This window comes from Mesorhizobium sp. WSM3860 (assembly GCF_002294995.1).
In the GTDB taxonomy this organism is placed as follows: Bacteria; Pseudomonadota; Alphaproteobacteria; order Rhizobiales; family Rhizobiaceae; genus Mesorhizobium.
Genome location: NZ_NSGF01000008.1, coordinates 206,091 through 223,279 on the forward strand (window position 1 = coordinate 206,091; position 17,189 = coordinate 223,279).

Sequence of the window (17,189 nt, forward strand, 5' to 3'; positions counted from 1 at the left end):
GCTCCAAGACATGACCCTTCTCGTCACAGGCGGCACTGGCTTCGTCATGAGCGTGGTGGCGCGTGCCTGGCTCGACCGCGACCCGGCCGCGCGCGCCGTCATCCTGGATCGCGCCGGCCTCGACGCCGCGGCCGAAAGGCATTTCGCTCCGGTGCGCGACCGGCTCACGGTGATCAGCGCGGATATCCTCGACCCGACGGGGTGGTCCGCCGCGCTCGACAACGAGCACATCACCGCGATCGTGCATGGCGCGACCATCACGCCGATTTCGCGCGGCAGCGCCGCGGAGGCGAAGCGCCTGCCGGAGGCCGAGGACCCGGCCCGCATCGTCGACGTCAATCTCATGGGCACCGTGCGCATGCTCGAATGGGCACGCGAGCGGGCGAGCGTGAAGCGCTTCGTCTATGTCAGCTCGGGAGCCATCTATCGGCACAATGGCCCCGACTGGAGCGGCGAGCCGCTGCCGGAGGACGGCTACGTCGCGCCGCTAACACTCTACGGCATCTCCAAATTCGCCTCCGAGATGGTGACCAACCGCTATGCCGACCTGTTCGGCCTGTCGGCGGTTTCGGTGCGGCTTGCTTCCGTCTACGGCCCGATGGATCGCGCGACCGAGAGCCGGAACTTCCGCCATGTCCCCAACCGTGTCGCGCACATGGCCCTGGCCGGCGAAACGATCCGGCCGAACAGTCTGGAGCCGGTGGGCGACTATCTTGCCTCGACCGACGTCGCTGCCGCGATCCTCGCGCTGCTCGATGCGCCGCGCCTTCATTATCGCCACTACAATATCGGCTCCGGCTCCAGCCAGACCATCGGCGAGATCATCGCCTGGGCAAAGGAGCGCGCTCCGGCGCTCAAGGTTGAGGTGACGCCCGAAGAAGACGCCAATATCGTACAGGACGTGTCGCTGAAAGGCGGCATGTGGGGCGCCTACGACATCGCGCGGATCATGCGTGATACGGCATGGCGGCCGCGCCCGGGCAAGGAGGCGTTCCACGCCTATATGGACTGGATTTCGGCCAACGAGACGAAGTGAGAGGGATTGCCATGACAAGCGCTGCCTCACAACCGGCCCAGCTGCGCGACTTCGTCGGCTATGGACCGACCCCGCCCTATGTCACCTGGCCGGGCGGCGCGAAAGTCGCGATCAATCTCGTGCTGAATTACGAGGAAGGGTCGGAGTACAACTGGCTGGATGACGGCCGCAACGACAATTGGGGCGAATACAACAACCCCGGCCTTTCACCGCATCGCGACCTCGGCACCGAAACGCATTTCGAATATGGCAGCCGGGCCGGCGTCTGGCGGTTGGCCCGGCTGTTCGACCGCTACGATGTGCCGATCACGGTGTCGGCCTGCGCGGTGGCGCTGGAGAAGAATCCCGCCGTCGCCGAGTGGATGAATGCGCGCGGACACGACCTGCTCGGACATGGGCTGCGCTGGACCGATTATCCCGGCATGCCGCGCGAGGAAGAGGAGCGGCAGTTGCACGAAGCGATCGCGCTTTACGAGAAGGTGCTTGGTCGGCGACCGCTCGGCTGGAATTGCCGCTCGTTTCCAAGCGTCAACACGCGCGATCTGCTCGTGCGCGAGGGCGGCTTTCTCTACCACTCAGATCCCTGCAACGACGAGCTGCCCTATTTCGTCGAGCATGGTGGGGAGAGAATTCTGGTCGTGCCTTATTCAAAGACGCTCAACGACAGCCGCTTCCTCATCGCGCCGGGCTACAGCAATCCGCGCGACTTCGCCGAGGATTGCCGCTCGGCCATCGATTACATGCTATGGGAGGCGGAAGAGACCGGCGGACGCATGCTCAACATCTGCGTGCACGCGCGCTGGATGGGCCAGCCGAACCGGGCGTCCGGCCTGCGCGAGGTGATCGAACACGTGCAAAAGACGCCGGGCGCGATCTTCATGCGCCGCGACGACATCGCGCGGTACTGGCTCGACAATGACCGGACGTTTGCCAGCAAGCGTGCCGATTGAACAGCGGGATGTTCGAAGCCCTCATCACCGGCGCGACGATCGTCAACGCAGATGGCGAAGCCCGCCGCGACATTGCCATCAACGCCGGCAGGATCGCGGCCCTGATCCAGCCAGGAGACCCGGCCGAAGCGCGGAAGGTGATCGACGCAAGCGGCTGTATGCTGCTGCCCGGTCTCGTCGATGCGCACGCGCATCTGCGCGAACCGGGACTGATCCACAAGGAAGACTTCTCGTCCGGCACGCATGCGGCTGCGCTCGGCGGCGTGACGACGGTGCTCGACATGCCGACCGACGAGCCCTGGACGGCGACGGCAGACCAGCTCACCGAGAAGATGTCGATGGCGGCAGGCCGGCTTAACGTCGATGTCGGCTTTCAGGTTGTTGTCAGCGAGACGCTGGACAGTCTCGAAGGGCTCTCGGCGCTTGCCCCGGTATCGTTCGAGCTTTTCACGGCGGATGTCCCACAGCAGTTTCTTTTTCCGACGGTGGACACCGTTCTTCACGCGTTGAAGCGGATGAGCCCGCTCAAGACGATCGTCGGCATCTCGCCCGGCGATCAATCGCTGCTCGTGGGCAGCGCCGCGCGCGTTCATGCCGGCGACATTGCAGCGTTCCGCGAAAGCCGGCCACCACTGGCCGAGGCCAATGGCATCGCGCGGGCGCTGCTGGCGGCGGCCGAGACCGGCGCGCGCGTTCATGTCCGCCAGATCAACTCGGCGCTCGGCGTCGAGACCTGGCGCCGTGTGCGCGACCTTGCCGACGCCAGCGTTGAGACGACACCCCAGAACCTGTTCTTCTATGCCGACGATTACGAAAGGCAAGGCGCGCGGCTGAAGGGATCACCGCCGTTCCGGACGAGGCAAGATGTGCAGCACCTGCGCGAGGCTGTAGCAGCCGGGCTGATCGACATCATCGCCACCGATCATGCGCCACACAGCCCTGCCGAGAAGGCCGCCAACTATCCGGCTTTCGCGGACATCCCGGGCGGCATGCCCGGACTGCAGACCCTGCTGTCCGTCATGCTCAAGCTTGTCGACGAAGGCCTGATCGGGCTGCGCGACATCGCGCGCATGTGCGCGGCCAATCCGGCCGATCGGTTCGGGCTTGACCGGCGCAAGGGCAGGCTGGCCGTCGGCCACGATGCCGACATCCTCGTCATCGACCCGACGCAAACCTTTGCCATCCGCGATGCCGACCAGAAATCCAAGGCCGGCTACACGCCTTTCGACGGCTGGAGCATTTCAGCCACCTTGCGCCAGGTGTTCCTGCGCGGCGAGGAAATCACGCGTGACGGCGTGCTGGTGAACACGGGACAAGGCCAAGTGGTGCGGCGGGAAAGCTGAGGCAGGCAAGATGGGTCTTCTGGAGGGCAAGGTTGCCATCGTCACCGGCGCGAGCTCCGGCATCGGTCGCGCCATCGCGCAACGCTACGCGCAAGACGGCGCGAAGGTCGTGGTCGCCGACACGCGCGAGGAGCCGATCGAAGGCGGCGAGACAACGATCCGGCTGATCGAAGTGGCCGGCGGTCAGGCAATCTTCATCTCCACGGACATCGCCGATCAGCAGGCCGTCATAACCATGATGCGGCAGGCGGTGGACCAGTTCGGGCGGCTCGATATCATGGTCAACAACGCCGCGACCTACACCTCGACCAATCTGCTCGAGACCACGCCGGAGCAATGGGCGAAGGTGATCGGCGTCAACGTCACCGGCTTCTTCTACTGCTCGCAACAGGCGGCGCTGCAGATGCTCAAGCAGGAGCCGGTCAACGGCGTACGCGGGCGCATCATCAATATCGCCTCGCAGCACGGTATGGTCGCCTGCCCGGGCGATTTCCCCTATTCGGTCAGCAAGGGCGCGATCGTGCAGATGACGCGCCAGATCGCGATCGATCACGCCGACGACCTGATCGTCTGCAATGCGATAGCGCCGGGCAAGATCATCACGGGCAAGCCGGGCATCGCCAACGACCCTGATGCGCTCGACTATTCGCGCCGCCGCACGCCATGGCCGCGGCTCGGCGAGCCGAACGACGTCGCCGGCGCGGCGCTTTTCCTGGCCAGCGACCTTGCGACATACGTCACCGGGATCAACCTGATGGTGGACGGCGGCTGGATGGCCGGCTGAGCGGTCATCCCGCGAATGCAAAGGCCGGCTGCAAAGCGGCCGGCCTCCTTTCCTATCCGACGATCACGACGATCGCAGCTACTTATTCGGCACTTCGTAGACCTTGCCGTGCCAAGGTGCTGCATCGATCTGGTCGAGCGCCATCACGTAAAGCTCCTTTTCATCGGGCCCGAAGGCGAAGTTCGGCATGGACGGCGACGGCAACGAAAGCGTGCGCAAGAGCTTGGCGTCCTTGTCCACCACTATGATCTTGCCCGGCGCGTCGAGCGAGCGCGGGCTCTGGCCGATATACATCTCGCCGGCCTTGTCCATCTTGATGCCGTCCGGCCAGATATGCGGCTGGTTCGGGAACAGATCGTCGAGCCGAAGGAAGACGCGACGGTTGCTCAAGGTGTGGTCGGCCCCGACATCGAACTCGACGATGCGGTTGTCCTCGGTTTCGACCAGGTAGAGGATCTTGCCGTCGTTCGACATGACTAGGCCATTGGCATTGTGCAGGTCGCCAGCCACCTTCCTCACACTGCCGTCCTTGCCGATGTAGTAGGCCGACGCGTCGATCAGCGCACCGCCCTTGCCGGAGCCGGTGAAGTAGATGCCGCCATCCTTGTCCGGCGCGAAATCGTTGGGGCCGCTGAACGGCTTGCCGTCCGTGTCCTTGTCGTAGGCCGGCAGTGTCTTGCCGTCGGCCGAGATACGGCCGATCGTGTTGTTGTCATAGCAGGTGACGACGAATTCGCCCGTCGCGGTCGGCAGCACGGCCGACGGGCCGCAGCCATCCATCTTCCAGAAGATCGCGTTCTTCTTGCCGTCCCAGACGTCCACAGTGCCGCGGCCGTATTCGACGTAGAAGAGCTTGTCCTGATACCAGATCGGGCCCTCGGCGAACCAGGCGTCGTCATTGATCACCTTGACGTTCGCGGCGTGTGCCGATGCGGTCATAGCGAGGGCTAACACTGTGCCCAGCAAATGCTGTCTTGTCATGCGCTTCCCCTGTCTTTCGTTGAACTCCAGGCGCTTACGGCTCGCCGGCGCCGATCTCCTCCTTGCGGCGCGCGACATAGGCGTCCAGCTCCTCGCGGATGGCTGGATCCATAACCGGTTCCGCGTAGTCGCTGAGCGCCTGCTGCCAGAGCTGCGTCGCCCGCTCCAGCGCATCATGGCCGCCCGCTTCCTGCCAGCTGCCGTAATTCTGCCAATTGGACAGCATCGGCCGGTAAAAGGCGGTTTCGTAGCGCGCCATGGTGTGTTCGGAGCCGAAGAAGTGTCCGCCGGTCGGCACCGCCTTGATCGCCTCGAAGCCGAGATCGTCCTCCTCGAACGGCATCGGCCGCAGGAACTCCATCATGTTCTGCAGGATCTCGACGTCGAGGACGAGCTTCTCGTAGGAGGCGGTGAGCCCGCCCTCCAGCCAGCCGGCGGCGTGATAGATCAGGTTCGCGCCGCCGAGCACCGCGCCCCAGGTCGCCATCTCGGTCTCGTAGGCCGCCTGCAGGTCGACCACATTGGAGGCATTGGCGTTGGAGGTGCGGTAGGGAAGGTTGTAGCGCCGCGCCAGCTGTCCGGCGACGATGTTGGCCTTGGCGTTCTCCGGCGTGCCGAAGGCAGGCGCGCCGGAACGCATGTCGACATTGGACGTGAAGGCGCCATACATCACCGGCGTGCCGGGATTGACCAGCTGCGTCAGCGTCACGCCGAACAGGGCTTCGGCATTCTGCTGCGCAAGTGCCGCGGCCAGCGTCACGGGGGTCATCGCGCCCATGAGGGTAAAAGGCGTGATCGTCACCGGCTGGCCGTGCTCGGCCATTGCGATCAGGCCTTCGGCCATCGCCTCGTCGAACAGGCGCGGCGAGTTGACGGAAATGATCGTCGTCACCCCCGGCGATTCGCGCAGTGCCTCCACGCTCGTTCCGCGCGCGATCGCCGTCATGGCGATGCTGTCCATGGCGCGGCCGCGGCCGATTGCCGAGCAATGGAAGCTCAGATCCGACAGCGTCAGATTGGCGCGATAGGTGTCGAGATGGCGCGAATTCGCCGGCAGCTCCATAGGCGCCACCACCTGGTTGCCGATGATATGGATGGCGTTGAAATGATGCGCGAGGCGGATGAAGTTCTCATAGTCGGCCAGATTGCCTTGCCGGCGGCCGTTGATGCGGTCATGCACATTGGGCGGCCCGGCCACCAGCCCGAACACCAGCGAATTGCCGCCGATGCGGATCTGCTTGTCCGGATTGCGCGAGGTTATCGAGAAGGACGATGGCGCGTTCCTTAGCGCTTCCCTGACGATGCTCTCGTCGATCCGCACCGTTTTCTCGGCCCGATCAACGATGGCGCCCGCGGCCTCGAAGATGCCCATCACCTTCTCGCCCATGACGCGGATGCCGAGTTCGGACAGGATGCGCATCGAGGTGCTGTGGAGCTTGTCCATCTGCTCCTCGTCGAGGATCTGCATCGGCGCGTAGGGGTTTGTCACGCGCTGCCAGGGCAGTTGCGCAATGCCGCCGCCACTGCGCCCGGCCGCTCTGGTGCGCCGTCCGCCGCTTCGCCTGTCATGCGCTGTCATCGGCCTGTCCTCCTTAATAGCCGCGTCCCGGATCGACGACATTTGCCAAAGGCTCGCCGCGCCGGTAGCGGGTGAGATTCTCGGCAAACATGCGTGCCGACTTCACGTCCCAGCCGTCGTAGACTGAGGAGCAATGCGGCGTGACGATCACGTTCTCGTAGCCCCACAGCGGATGCGCCGGTGGCAGCGGCTCGGTGGCGAAGACATCGAGCGCAGCGCCCTTGATCCGGCCGCCATCCAGCGCCGCAAGGAGCGACGCCTCGTCGACGACGCCGCCGCGGGACACGTCGATCAGCACCGCCGAGGGCTTCATCGCCGCGAAGGCCTCGCTGCCCACAATGCCACGGGTGCTTTCGAGCAGCGGCACGGCGCACAAGATGAAATCGGCACGGCCCCACAGCCTGGGCAGGTCGGCCATGCCGTGGACCTCATCGATGTCGTCGGTCGGTTTCGGGCTCGCGCGCACGCCCAGCGTCCTCATGCCGAAGGCCTTGGCCCGGGCGGCGACCGCCTGCCCCGTCTTGCCGAGCCCAAGGACCAGCAGCGTCTTGCCCTGGATCGGCTCGACCTTGCCGGCCGTCCAGTTCCTGGCCGCCTGCTCGCGTGCAAAGCCGCGCAGGCCGAGCGAGAAGGAAAGCATCGCGCCGAAGACATATTCGGCCATCATGTCGGCGGCGACGCCGGCCGAATTGGTTATCGTCACCTTTGTCGGATCCCATGGGCGCAGGTGATCCGTGCCGGAACCGCCGACCGAAACCCAGCGCACGGTCGGACTCTCGACCAGCGCCCCGCGCGGATAGCGCGATCCCCGGTCGAACTTGATGGTGAACACCACCTCGGCGCCGGTGTCCGCAATCAGATCGGGAAGCGCCTCGTAGATGTCGCAGCCGAGCACCCTGAGATCGGGATGGGTTTCCGCCAGCACCGCCATCGGCCCGTCCGGCGCGTCGCTGCTGACGATGATTGTTGGCCGCGCCGACATTTCAGCCCCGTCTCGGACCGGGAATGTGATCGGCAAGAGCACCCAGCGCCTCGAGCAAAGCCTTGCCCGCCTGTGTGGTGGTGTTCTCATGCGGCGCGCGCAGATTGAGCCAGCGCTGGTCGCCGGAGCGCACGGCAAGTGCCGCCTTCATGCCGCCGATCAGCCCGGCATCCTGCACCGCCTTGCGAAACGTCTTGATGGCGGCATCGGCGGCCGAGACGTCGCGGCCAGCGCGCGCGCCGTCATACACGGCGCGGATCGCCTTGGCGTTGAGGTTGACGGAAGCGGAAATGCAGCCCGCCGCGCCGGCGGCCAGCCCCTGGGTGAGTTGGCCTTCGGAACTCGGAAAAACCGAGACGTTGGGCGCCGCCGCGATCACGGCTGCGGTGTTGTCCCAGCTTCCGGCGCTGTCCTTGTAGGCGACAACGGTCTCGGGAAATGCCGCGTTGAGCCGCGCCGTCAGCGCCGGCGACACCGGCACGCCGGAATTCTGCGGGATGTGATAGAGGATCAGCTTGAGCTTCGGGCTGGCGACTTTCTCGACCAGTTCCGAATAATAGCGCGCCTGCCCGTTATCGCCCGCCGCGGTGTAGAAGAACGAGGGCAGCACCATGACGCCGGCGCAGCCGAGTTCCAAGGCATGCCGGCTGAGTTCGAGCGTCTCGGGCAGTGCGGTAACGCCTGTGCCCGGCATCATCTTGTCGGCCGGGATGCCGGCCTCGGCCAGCCACTCCAGGGCTTGCATGCGTTCGCGCGGCGACAGCGACAGCGCCTCGCCGGTCGTCCCGAACGGCGAAAGGTAATGCGCGCCCTGGGCAAGCACCCATTTCGCATGGTTGACCCACAGATCGCGGGCGACGCTGCCGTCCTTGTCGAAGGGCGTCAGGATGGGCGCTATGACGCCTTGCACGCTGTTCATCGATGGTTCTCCCGGGTCGTCGTGTCGCCGTCAGCGAGCTTCGCTGCCGCGGTGACTGTTCTGATGAAGAATGCTGTCGACGCGATGTCGAAAAAGACGTCGAAACCTTCCTCGCTGCGCACCAGCACGGCTTCGAGATGGGCGACGCGCGTCTGCGCAACCGCGTCCTCGGCAAAGCGGCCGGGCCTGAGGTCCAGTGCGCAAAGCCTCGACATTGACGCTTCGACCAGCGGACCGGAAAGCCGCATCCAGCTCCAGCCTTCCTCGCGCCACGACCAGTAGCCGCGCCGGCCCTTCTCGGCCTGCCAGGCTGCGACAAGGTTTGCGACCGCCTCGCCGGAGGCCTCGTCGACGGCCAGGAAATCGTCGCTGCCAAGTCGCAGCAGCCTGACGCCGACCTGCATGGCGATCCGATTGACGGGCGGCAAGGAGAGGCGTTGCGCTTCCAGCCAGGCTGAACTGCCGGGGCCCTTGATGCCAAAGCGCGGCCGGGCCGTCAGATCGGTCACTATCAGTTGCCCCTTTGGCAGAACGGATCCGGCGGCCGAGCCGTTCGGCGACAGGGGAAATGTCCGCATGACAAGACCGGCCATCGTTACATCTCCTGCCGGACGTTCTGCGGATCGAAGAAGGCGTGACCGACCACCGGCGCCTGCACCAATTCGCCGCTGCGGCACTTCACCGTGACCTTGCTGCCGGGAGCGGCGTCGTCGATATGGACGTAGGCCAGCGCGATTGGGTGGCCAAGCGTTGGCGAGAAGCCAATCGAAGTGATCTGTCCCACCGGGTTGCCGCCGCGCAGCACCAGGCAGGACTCGCCGGGAATATTGTTTGCACCCTCGAAGGAGAGGCCGACGAGCCGCCGCGTTTCGCCAAGCCTCGTCCGCATCTCGATCGACCGCTTGCCGACGAAGAAGGGCTTCCTCTTCGAAACCGCCCAGCCGAAACCGAGCTCATCGGGCGTGGTCAGCGCATCGGTATCCTGGCCGATCAGGATATGCCCCTTTTCAAGCCGCAGCATGCGCGAGGCCTCGAGTCCATAGGGGCGCAAGCCATGCGGCTTGCCGGCCTTAAACAAAGCGTCCCACAGCGCGAGCGCGTAGCTCGAAGGACAGTGCAGCTCGTAGCTCACCTCCCCCGTGAAGCCGATCCGCATCACACGCACCGGCACGCCGGCCAGCATGCCTTCGCGCCCGTGGAGATAGGGGAAGGCATCGCGCGAGAAATCGATGTCGCAATCGAGCGCCTGCAAGACCTCACGCGCCTTGGGGCCGGTGACGTTGATGCCGGAAAATGCCGCTGTGACGTTGAGCACGTCCACCTTCAGCCGCCACTGCGCATTCCAGAACAGCATGTCGGCCTGCACGCGGGCGACGGCGCCGGTCGTCGCGGTCACGTAGAACAGGTCATCGGCGAGACGGTAGGCCACGCCGTCATCGATCACCGTGCCCATCTCGTTGAGCATCAGGCAGTAGCGGACGCGGCCGACCGGCTGGTTGGCATGCGCCATCGTGTACATGCGATCGAGGAAGGAGCCGGCATCCGGGCCGCGGATCTCCAGCTTGCCCAAAGTCGACACGTCGAGCATGCCGACGCCGTTGCGGACCGCGGCGATCTCTTCCCGGACGAGGCGGTCGCTCCGGTCTTCCGGCCCGTAGAAATACGGCCGCCACCAAGCACCGATCGGCTTCATGCGAGCGCCGAGTGCGAGATGGCGCGCATGCAGCCCGGTGCGCCGCTCCAACGGCTCGTGATGGCCGGCCAGCACGCCGAGCTTCTCCGGTCCGGCCGGCGGCCGCGCCGTGGTGACGCCCACCTCGCCAACCCCGCGGCCTGTCGCCTCGGCGACGATCCGCGCCGTAGCGAGTGCCGAGTGGCGGCCCTGGCTCGGCCCCATGCCGACGGTGGAAAAGCGCTTCACCAGTTCGAGTTCGCGATAGCCTTCCTTGACAGCATTGCGCAGGTCCTTGACCTGCAGATCCTCATCGAAATCGACGAAGTCGCGACCCTTGGCGTCGCCGACCAGCGGTTGTTCCCAGGCAGCGGGTTCGGGCTTGCATTCGTTCGGCACGTCAGGTAGATCGCCGTGGCCGAGCCGCTCCAGTGCCTCGCGCGCGGCGCGCCGGCCATCGGCCATCGCAGACTGCAACGGCGATTTGCCGGCAACGACGCCGGCCAGCCGAACGGCCGCGCCCTCCGGCATGCCGAGCGTCATCCGCGCCCTTGCCTCGTCATAGCCGACCTTGGCTCCCGCGTGGCAGGACAACTGCCACGCAGGCACCGAGCCGACGGAGGCCACCACGAGATCGCAGTCGATCCAGCGGCTGCCAGCGCGGACACGCGCGACATGTTTGTTAGCGCGCGTCCCGGAAGCTTCCTCGATCCGGGCGCCTGCGAGGACCTCTATCCCCCTGGCCCGAAACTCTCCGCCGCGGGCGCTGGCATTGGGCCGCGGATCGACGATCGCTGCGAGTTCGACACCGGCCTCGACCAGGTCGAGCACGGCGTCATAGCCATCGTCATTGGCGGCCAGCACGACAGCGCGCCGGCCAGGCTGCACGGCGTAATGGCGGATCAGTCGTTGCACGGCGCCGCCGGTCATGATGCCAGGCAGATCGTTGTTGCGGAACACCGCCGGCTGCTCGATGGCGCCTGTCGCCAGGATAACCTCGCGGGCGCGGGTTCGATAGAGTTGGTTGCCGCGGATCAACGGCAGCCAATTGTCCTCATACCAGCCGTTGCAGACGGTGCCGGTCATGATGCGCAGATTGGGGAGCTTGGCCGCTTCAGCAGCCAGACTCAACAATATGCCCGGATCGCAGCGGCGATAGGTCAGCGAACCGCCAATTTCGGGATTGTCGTCGCACAACAGCACACCGGCGCCGGCTTGTGCTGCCGAGATCGCGGCTGACAAACCCGCCGGCCCCGCCCCGACGACCAGCAGGTCGCAGTGAAGATGGGCCTTGTCGAAACTCAAATGCTGCGCCTTGACGTCGACGATGCCGAGGCCCGCCTTGCGACGGATCATCGGCTCCCAGAAGCGGAGCCAGCTGTCCTGTCTCGGACCCATGAAAGTGCGGTAGTAGAAGCCGACTGGCAGGAAACGTCCAAAGCGGTCGATCACCGCATCGCGGTCGTTTTCCAGGGAGCCGTTGACGTTCTGCGCCGTCACCATCATGCCGTCCTGGAGCGGCGTCAGGTCGGCGGGAACATTCGGCTCCGACGGCAATTGCACCAGCGTGTTCGCTTCCGAGCCGGCCATGGTCATGATGCCACGCGGCCGGTGGTATTTGAACGAGCGCGACAGGATCCACTGGTCCGAGGCCGCCAGCGCGCTGGCGATGCAGTCGCCGGCAAAGCCATGATAAGCCTTGCCTTCGAAGGTGAAGCGGACAGGCCGCGTCCGGTCGAGGCGCGAGCCGTATGGCGTGCCAAGCCGCGTCATGGCCGGCTCCCAGGGGCGTAGGTGCGGATGATCTCGTTGGTGACGACGTCGCGCTGGGCGAGGAAGAAGAAGTTGCTCGGCACGTGCCGCCACCACTCGACCACGACGCCCTTGCGGTTGTCCGCGCGGAAGAGATGCCTTGCCCATTCAGCGTCGGCAGCGGCGTCGGCATCGGGCGCCTGCCGCAGCGGGCCGAAGGACTGGAATTCGTCGATGTTGCGTGGGCCGTTCATGGGACAGTCAAGCAGCTTCATGGTCAGTGGCTCGCCGCCGTGGCGCCCATTTCGTTGAGCAGCCGGAACTTCTCGAAGCGCTCCAGCGCAAACGGCTTCAGCAGGTCGGGAACCCGGCCCTTGGCGATGGTTTCCGCCAGGCGCTTGCCGGCGACCGCAGTCGCCTTGAAGCCCCAGGTGCCCCAGCCGCAATCGAGCCACAGATTGGCGAGCGGGCTGGCGCCCATGATCGGGCTGTAGTCCGGCGTCATGTCGGTGATGCCGGCCCATTGCCGCAGCAGCCGCACCCCTTGCAGGAAGGGAAAGAGATGCACGGCGCCTTCCGCCAGATGCTCCTTCATGTCCAGCGTCGAGCGGGTCGAATAGAGCTGGTACGGATCCGAGCCGCCGCCGATGACGATCTCGCCGCGCGAGGACTGCACCAGATAGGTGTGCAGCGACACGGACGAGACCAGCGTGTGCAGCCAGGGCTTCAGCGGCTGCGTCACCATTGCCTGCAGGGGATAGCAGCGGATCGGCAGTTCCACGCCGGCCATCATTGCGACATCGTAGTTCATGCCGCCGGCGGCGATGAGCACGGAGCCGCAGGCGACCCGTCCGCGGTTCGTCACCACAGCGCGCACCTGACCGTTCCCGACCTCAAAACCTTGAACTTCAGTGCGCTGGTGGATTTCGGCGCCGCGGCGCGAGGCCTGCGCCGCGAAGCCCCAGGCAACCGCATCGTGGCGGGCCGTGCCGCCATCGGCATGCCACAGGCCGCCGAGGATCTCGAGCGCGCCCCCGCGATCCATGTTGAGTTCGGGCACAAGCTTCTCGACCTCTTTTGCGTCGATCACCTCGGTTCGCGTGCCCATATGCTTGCCCATCTCGGCGCGCAGATGGAAGGCCCGCAGCGTCGCTTCCGTGTGGGCGAGCGTCAGCTGGCCGCGCTGCGAGAACATGACGTTGAAGTCGAGTTCCTGCGACAGCGTCTCGAAAAGCGAAACGCCTTCCTTGTAGAACGCGACGCCTTCCTGGGTGATGTAATTGGAGCGGATCGTCGTGGTGTTGCGCGCCGTATTGCCGCCGGCCAGATAGCCTTTTTCGAGCACCGCGATGCTGGCGATGCCATGGTATTTCGACAGATAATGCGCGCAGGCCAAACCATGCCCGCCGCCACCGACGATCACCACGTCATAGGACGGCTTCAGCTCAGGCGTCGCAGGAATGTCGCCCGTCACCGGATAGTCGCGGCTAAGCCCGTATTTGAGAAGCCTAAGCGGCATGGCTGCCCTGGCCGCCGGGAGGATCGTAGACGAGAGCGGTCAGCTCGGAAAACCGGCTGTCGGCGTCGGTCAGGCCGAGAATCCCGTCCCGGATCGCGGCGGCCCTGGTCGAGCCGAGAACGGGCGACGCAAACTCCATGTACTTGGCGACGATATCGGCTTCGCTGAAAGGAGCTTCGGGGCCGCCGCGTGCATGGACATCACCGGAGTCCAGCAGCCGTCCGTCAACCGTCTCGATCTGCACGTCGGCCCAGCGCCCGGCGGGGAAACGGTCGCTGTGCTTCGCCGCCTCGCTCACCTCGACACGCTTCAACATGTCCGCGACGGCGGCATCGCCCAGACCCGAGCCCGAAATGTGCTCCACGCCGATCCGGCCATAGAGGATCATCGTGGCCACGGCGAAGGGCAGGCTGTACTGCGCCTTTGATGTCGTGTCCGGCATGCCGGCAAACAGCGTCGCCGCATAGTGGAAGCTGTTGACGTGGACTCTGCTTATGTCGTCCGGCCGAAGCCCATGCTGCAGGCAAAGGGCGCGCGTCGCATCGATCGCCGCATGGGCCCAGCGGCAGACCGGATAGGGTTTTATGTATTGCCGGGTCATCTGCCAAAACCGGCCGAGATCGTCCCAGTGACGAGCCACCTCCGGCGCCTCGACCGTGACCGCCGGCGCGCCGGCGAAACCCGCTTCGGCAAGCACGGCGGCCGACAGCCCGACCAGCGCTCCCATGCCTGAGCCGTCATGAAGCATGGTCGGTGTTGCGATCTCGCGCATCATCTGGCTGCGCGGTCCGTGATATTCGGCGATGCCGAAAGCGTGGCGCAGTTGATCGTCGTCAAGCGAAAGCAGGCGGGCAGCAACCGCCGCCACGCCAAGAGAATTCCACGCTCCGGAGGTGTGATAATCGGAGACGGTTGCGTGCAGCGCAATGCCGGCCCGGCCTGCGATCTCATAGCCGACGACGATCGCGGCCAGCGCCTCAGGGCCGGTCAACTCGGGCTTTTCCTCTGCGAGCGCAAGCAGCGCCGGGATAACCGCCACGCCGATGTGCCCCTTGGTCGGCGGGTAACCGTCATGACCGTCGAGATTGTCGGTCTGGGTCGCCGCCGCGAAGGCCGCGCCGGCCATGCTGGCGCGCCTGCCGTCGAAGATCATCCTCGCCGCGTGCCGGTCCGCGCCGGAACCGTAGAGCATAACCGCGGCATCGCGCGCAATTTGTCCCGCCTGCATTGGGCCAGCGGCGATGGCAATGCCCATCGTGTCGAGGAACTGCAGCGCCGCCGATTTCAGAACGTCGCGCGGGAACGCGCTGGCCGATTTGCCCAGCACGAAGTCGGCGACATGGGCAAATACGGTGGAAGCAGACTCACCTTCCGCCGTCCGCTGGTCCATGGCGCCACCTTTCGCGTCCCGATCGCTCCAAGATACCTACGAATAATTTGGTCTCATGGGCCAGGCACGTAATTAGTTTGGCGCCATCGCACAAAAAAATCGGGGTCAAGGCGATTGCGGAGGGCGACGAAGCCGGTCTAGTTTTCGCTCTGCCAAGGAGGGATCGCATGAAGCCGCCACCCCCGCTGAACTATATCCGCTCGTTCGAGTGTTCGGCACGACATCTCAGCTTCACCCTCGCTGCGAGCGAGCTCGGCTACACCCAGGCGGCCGTCAGCAATCACGTGCGGGCGCTGGAGCACTATCTTGGCCGCCAGCTTTTCGTGCGTTATCCGCGCAGCCTGAAGCTGACCGAAATGGGCGAGGCTTTCCTGCCTACGCTGCGGCAGGCGCTCGACCAGATCGATCACGCCACGGAGGCGATCGTCGCCTCCTCGCGCAACAGGACGGTCGTCATCTCCTGCCCGATGAGCCTGGCCGAAAACTGGCTGGCCGGCTGCATGGCTGCGTTCCGGCAAATCCATCCGGAGATCGAGGTCGTTCTGCACGGCACGATCTGGGAAGACCTCAGCGAGCAGATCGCCGACATCACCATCTCGACCCGCCGCTTCGACGACCGCCCGCCGAGTGGCGTTCCGTTGTGGAACGATCAGCTCGCCATCCTCTGCGCACCCGGCCTGCTGTCCGGCCCGAAAGGGCTGCGCTCGCCGCGCGATATCCTCAACGTCGACTGGATCTTCGTCCATGGCCGCCAAGAATATTGGCAGTGCATGGGTGACGCGCTGCAGATCGACATTTCGGATTATGAGAAAGGCATCACCACGAACGCATCGAACATCGCGCTGGAACTGGCGGCGATGGGCGCGGGCTGCGTCGCCACGCAATATTCGCTGGCCAGAACCTACATCAGCCGCGGGCTTCTGGTGGAGCCTTTCCCCGTACGTGCCGCCAGTCCATGGACCTACTATCTTTCGGAGAGCCAGCTTTCGAAAGGCAGCGTGGTGAGGACCGTCAGGGGCTGGATCATGGACCGAGCCAACGCCCACGTGGAAACCGTTTAGGCTGATGGCTCGGCAGCCATGATGATGACCGACTCGCCCCAGCCGCCATTATCGTTGCCTTCATCATGCCGTCTCAGCCATGCCGCCGTTTCCCTACTCCCGCTCCATTTCGGGGGAGGCAAGCAATCCGAAGACAACTAACCAAGCGTTTGACTTGCTAAGGCGTAGGTCTTCGGCGCAGCCGGGCCGCCGTCGGAAAAATCGGCCAGGCATTTGCCCTTCGACATGGTCAGCACCGTGTCGAAGACCGGCATTCCGCTGTGCGACAGGAAGGCGGCGAACTCACCATTGTCCATGTGCGTGTCGATCCTGAGGAAATATCCCGAATGGTCGGCCACGTGCGGCCGGACGACCGCTAGGGCGTCGGCGTCGCTTCCCGCCACGACCGGCCCTATGACATGGCCCCGCCCGAACGGTCGGCAGAGCGCAAAAGCGGTCAGCTTGTTCCCGTCGAAAAGCCCATAGCCAGCCGAATGCTCGAAAAGCTTTTCAATGAGCGTTGTCCGCCTCACGCCAAATCCCGCCGCGTCCAGCGCGATCGCCGCCGGAATATCGCCTGCGTCCAAGGTCCGGACGTTACCGCGCGCCTCCGCCGGGCTGGCCGCTGTCGGCACGCGGGCGATGCCCTGGCATTGATAGACGGTCTTCTCCGGCTGGAAGTCGAGAGAGAGATAAAGCCGCCGCGCAGCACGGGTTGCATTGAGGCGCAGATCGCGCCCGGGGATCTTGTCGAGGATCCTTTTCATTAGCCATTGCGCCGCCCCCTGCGTCTGAAGCCGCGGCGAGGTGATGACCATCCCCACCGTGGCGAAATTGGCGCCATGCGGGAACCACATGGCCGAACCGAGAGCCCGGCCGATCTCATCGAGCGCCACGAAGCCTTGTCCCGATTCACGCAGGAATTGCCAGTCCTCGGCGCGATGCGGCCAGCCAACCGACAGCGAGAGCGCGTGCAACCTCTCCAAGTCGACATCTTGGACATCGCCGATACGCATCGAGAAGGCATCGATTTTCAAGCTTTCGGACGGCTTCACTTCCATGGCCCTGAAAGAACCCTCAAAAATCAACGGGCGAGCAGACCGCTGCCCCCTTGCCCGCCAACGCTAGACAAGCAAACCCCACAGGATTTGCTCGAAAGCCGTGCACCAACGCAAGATTCAACTGAAACACTTCCGCTTTCGGCATGCAATCGCGTCGGAACGCACACATCCTCTCCGGAAA

15 protein-coding genes are annotated in these 17,189 nt (G+C 65.1%); 5 read left to right on the forward strand and 10 right to left on the reverse strand.

Going from position 1 to position 17,189, the window contains the following annotated elements; all coding sequences use genetic code 11:
- Positions 1-10 precede the first annotated feature (10 nt).
- From CK220_RS15685 to CK220_RS15700, 4 genes are read left to right on the forward strand one after another with little or no spacing between them, the layout of a single operon-like run.
- Positions 11-1,036 (forward strand): NAD(P)-dependent oxidoreductase, encoded by a 1,026-nt coding sequence (locus tag CK220_RS15685; RefSeq protein ID WP_095812391.1) that lies wholly within the window; start codon positions 11-13, stop codon positions 1,034-1,036.
- An 11-nt stretch (positions 1,037-1,047) separates the two neighbouring features.
- Positions 1,048-1,986: a polysaccharide deacetylase family protein gene (locus CK220_RS15690; RefSeq protein ID WP_095812392.1), complete on the forward strand. Its 939-nt coding sequence runs from the start codon at positions 1,048-1,050 to the stop codon at positions 1,984-1,986.
- An 8-nt stretch (positions 1,987-1,994) separates the two neighbouring features.
- Positions 1,995-3,329, forward strand: coding sequence for a dihydroorotase family protein (locus tag CK220_RS15695; protein ID WP_095812393.1), 1,335 nt, complete (start codon positions 1,995-1,997; stop codon positions 3,327-3,329).
- A gap of 10 nt (positions 3,330-3,339) precedes the next feature.
- Positions 3,340-4,113, forward strand: coding sequence for a glucose 1-dehydrogenase (locus CK220_RS15700; RefSeq protein ID WP_095812394.1), 774 nt, complete (start codon positions 3,340-3,342; stop codon positions 4,111-4,113).
- A 78-nt stretch (positions 4,114-4,191) separates the two neighbouring features.
- Here the strand turns inward: CK220_RS15700 and CK220_RS15705 are convergent, their stop codons facing one another.
- The 9 genes from CK220_RS15705 to CK220_RS15745 are packed head-to-tail and all read right to left on the reverse strand — an operon-like array spanning position 4,192 to position 14,907.
- Positions 4,192-5,094: an SMP-30/gluconolactonase/LRE family protein gene (locus CK220_RS15705; RefSeq protein ID WP_176479102.1), complete on the reverse strand. Its 903-nt coding sequence runs from the start codon at positions 5,092-5,094 to the stop codon at positions 4,192-4,194.
- A 34-nt stretch (positions 5,095-5,128) separates the two neighbouring features.
- Positions 5,129-6,673: a trimethylamine methyltransferase family protein gene (locus CK220_RS15710; RefSeq protein ID WP_095812451.1), complete on the reverse strand. Its 1,545-nt coding sequence runs from the start codon at positions 6,671-6,673 to the stop codon at positions 5,129-5,131.
- A 13-nt stretch (positions 6,674-6,686) separates the two neighbouring features.
- On the reverse strand, positions 6,687-7,655 hold the full coding sequence (locus tag CK220_RS15715) for a D-2-hydroxyacid dehydrogenase (protein WP_095812396.1): 969 nt from the start codon (positions 7,653-7,655) through the stop codon (positions 6,687-6,689).
- A 1-nt stretch (position 7,656) separates the two neighbouring features.
- Positions 7,657-8,574 carry a dihydrodipicolinate synthase family protein gene (locus CK220_RS15720; protein ID WP_095812397.1) on the reverse strand — a complete coding sequence of 306 codons (918 nt, stop codon included), beginning with the start codon at positions 8,572-8,574 and terminating at the stop codon, positions 7,657-7,659.
- A complete protein-coding gene (locus CK220_RS15725; protein WP_095812398.1) occupies positions 8,571-9,167 on the reverse strand; it encodes a hypothetical protein in 597 nt (198 codons plus the stop codon). Before CK220_RS15725 ends, CK220_RS15720 begins: the two co-directional genes overlap by 4 nt.
- A gap of 2 nt (positions 9,168-9,169) precedes the next feature.
- A complete protein-coding gene (locus CK220_RS15730) occupies positions 9,170-12,019 on the reverse strand; it encodes a 2Fe-2S iron-sulfur cluster-binding protein (RefSeq protein WP_095812399.1) in 2,850 nt (949 codons plus the stop codon).
- Positions 12,016-12,273: a sarcosine oxidase subunit delta gene (locus tag CK220_RS15735; protein ID WP_095812400.1), complete on the reverse strand. Its 258-nt coding sequence runs from the start codon at positions 12,271-12,273 to the stop codon at positions 12,016-12,018. Before CK220_RS15735 ends, CK220_RS15730 begins: the two co-directional genes overlap by 4 nt.
- A gap of 2 nt (positions 12,274-12,275) precedes the next feature.
- A complete protein-coding gene (locus CK220_RS15740) occupies positions 12,276-13,517 on the reverse strand; it encodes an FAD-dependent oxidoreductase (protein WP_095812401.1) in 1,242 nt (413 codons plus the stop codon).
- Positions 13,507-14,907 (reverse strand): MmgE/PrpD family protein, encoded by a 1,401-nt coding sequence (locus tag CK220_RS15745; RefSeq protein WP_095812402.1) that lies wholly within the window; start codon positions 14,905-14,907, stop codon positions 13,507-13,509. The genes CK220_RS15740 and CK220_RS15745 overlap by 11 nt, the downstream gene beginning before the upstream one ends.
- 167 nt (positions 14,908-15,074) lie before the next feature.
- On the opposite strand from CK220_RS15745, the gene CK220_RS15750 reads away from it, so the two are divergent.
- Positions 15,075-15,968, forward strand: a complete 894-nt coding sequence (locus tag CK220_RS15750) for a LysR substrate-binding domain-containing protein (RefSeq protein ID WP_095812403.1) — start codon at positions 15,075-15,077, stop codon at positions 15,966-15,968.
- Positions 15,969-16,105: 137 nt separating this feature from the next.
- On the opposite strand, the gene CK220_RS15755 is transcribed toward CK220_RS15750, so the two are convergent.
- Positions 16,106-17,008, reverse strand: a complete 903-nt coding sequence (locus CK220_RS15755) for a GNAT family N-acetyltransferase (RefSeq protein WP_095812404.1) — start codon at positions 17,006-17,008, stop codon at positions 16,106-16,108.
- Between the last annotated feature and the right edge of the window lie 181 nt (positions 17,009-17,189).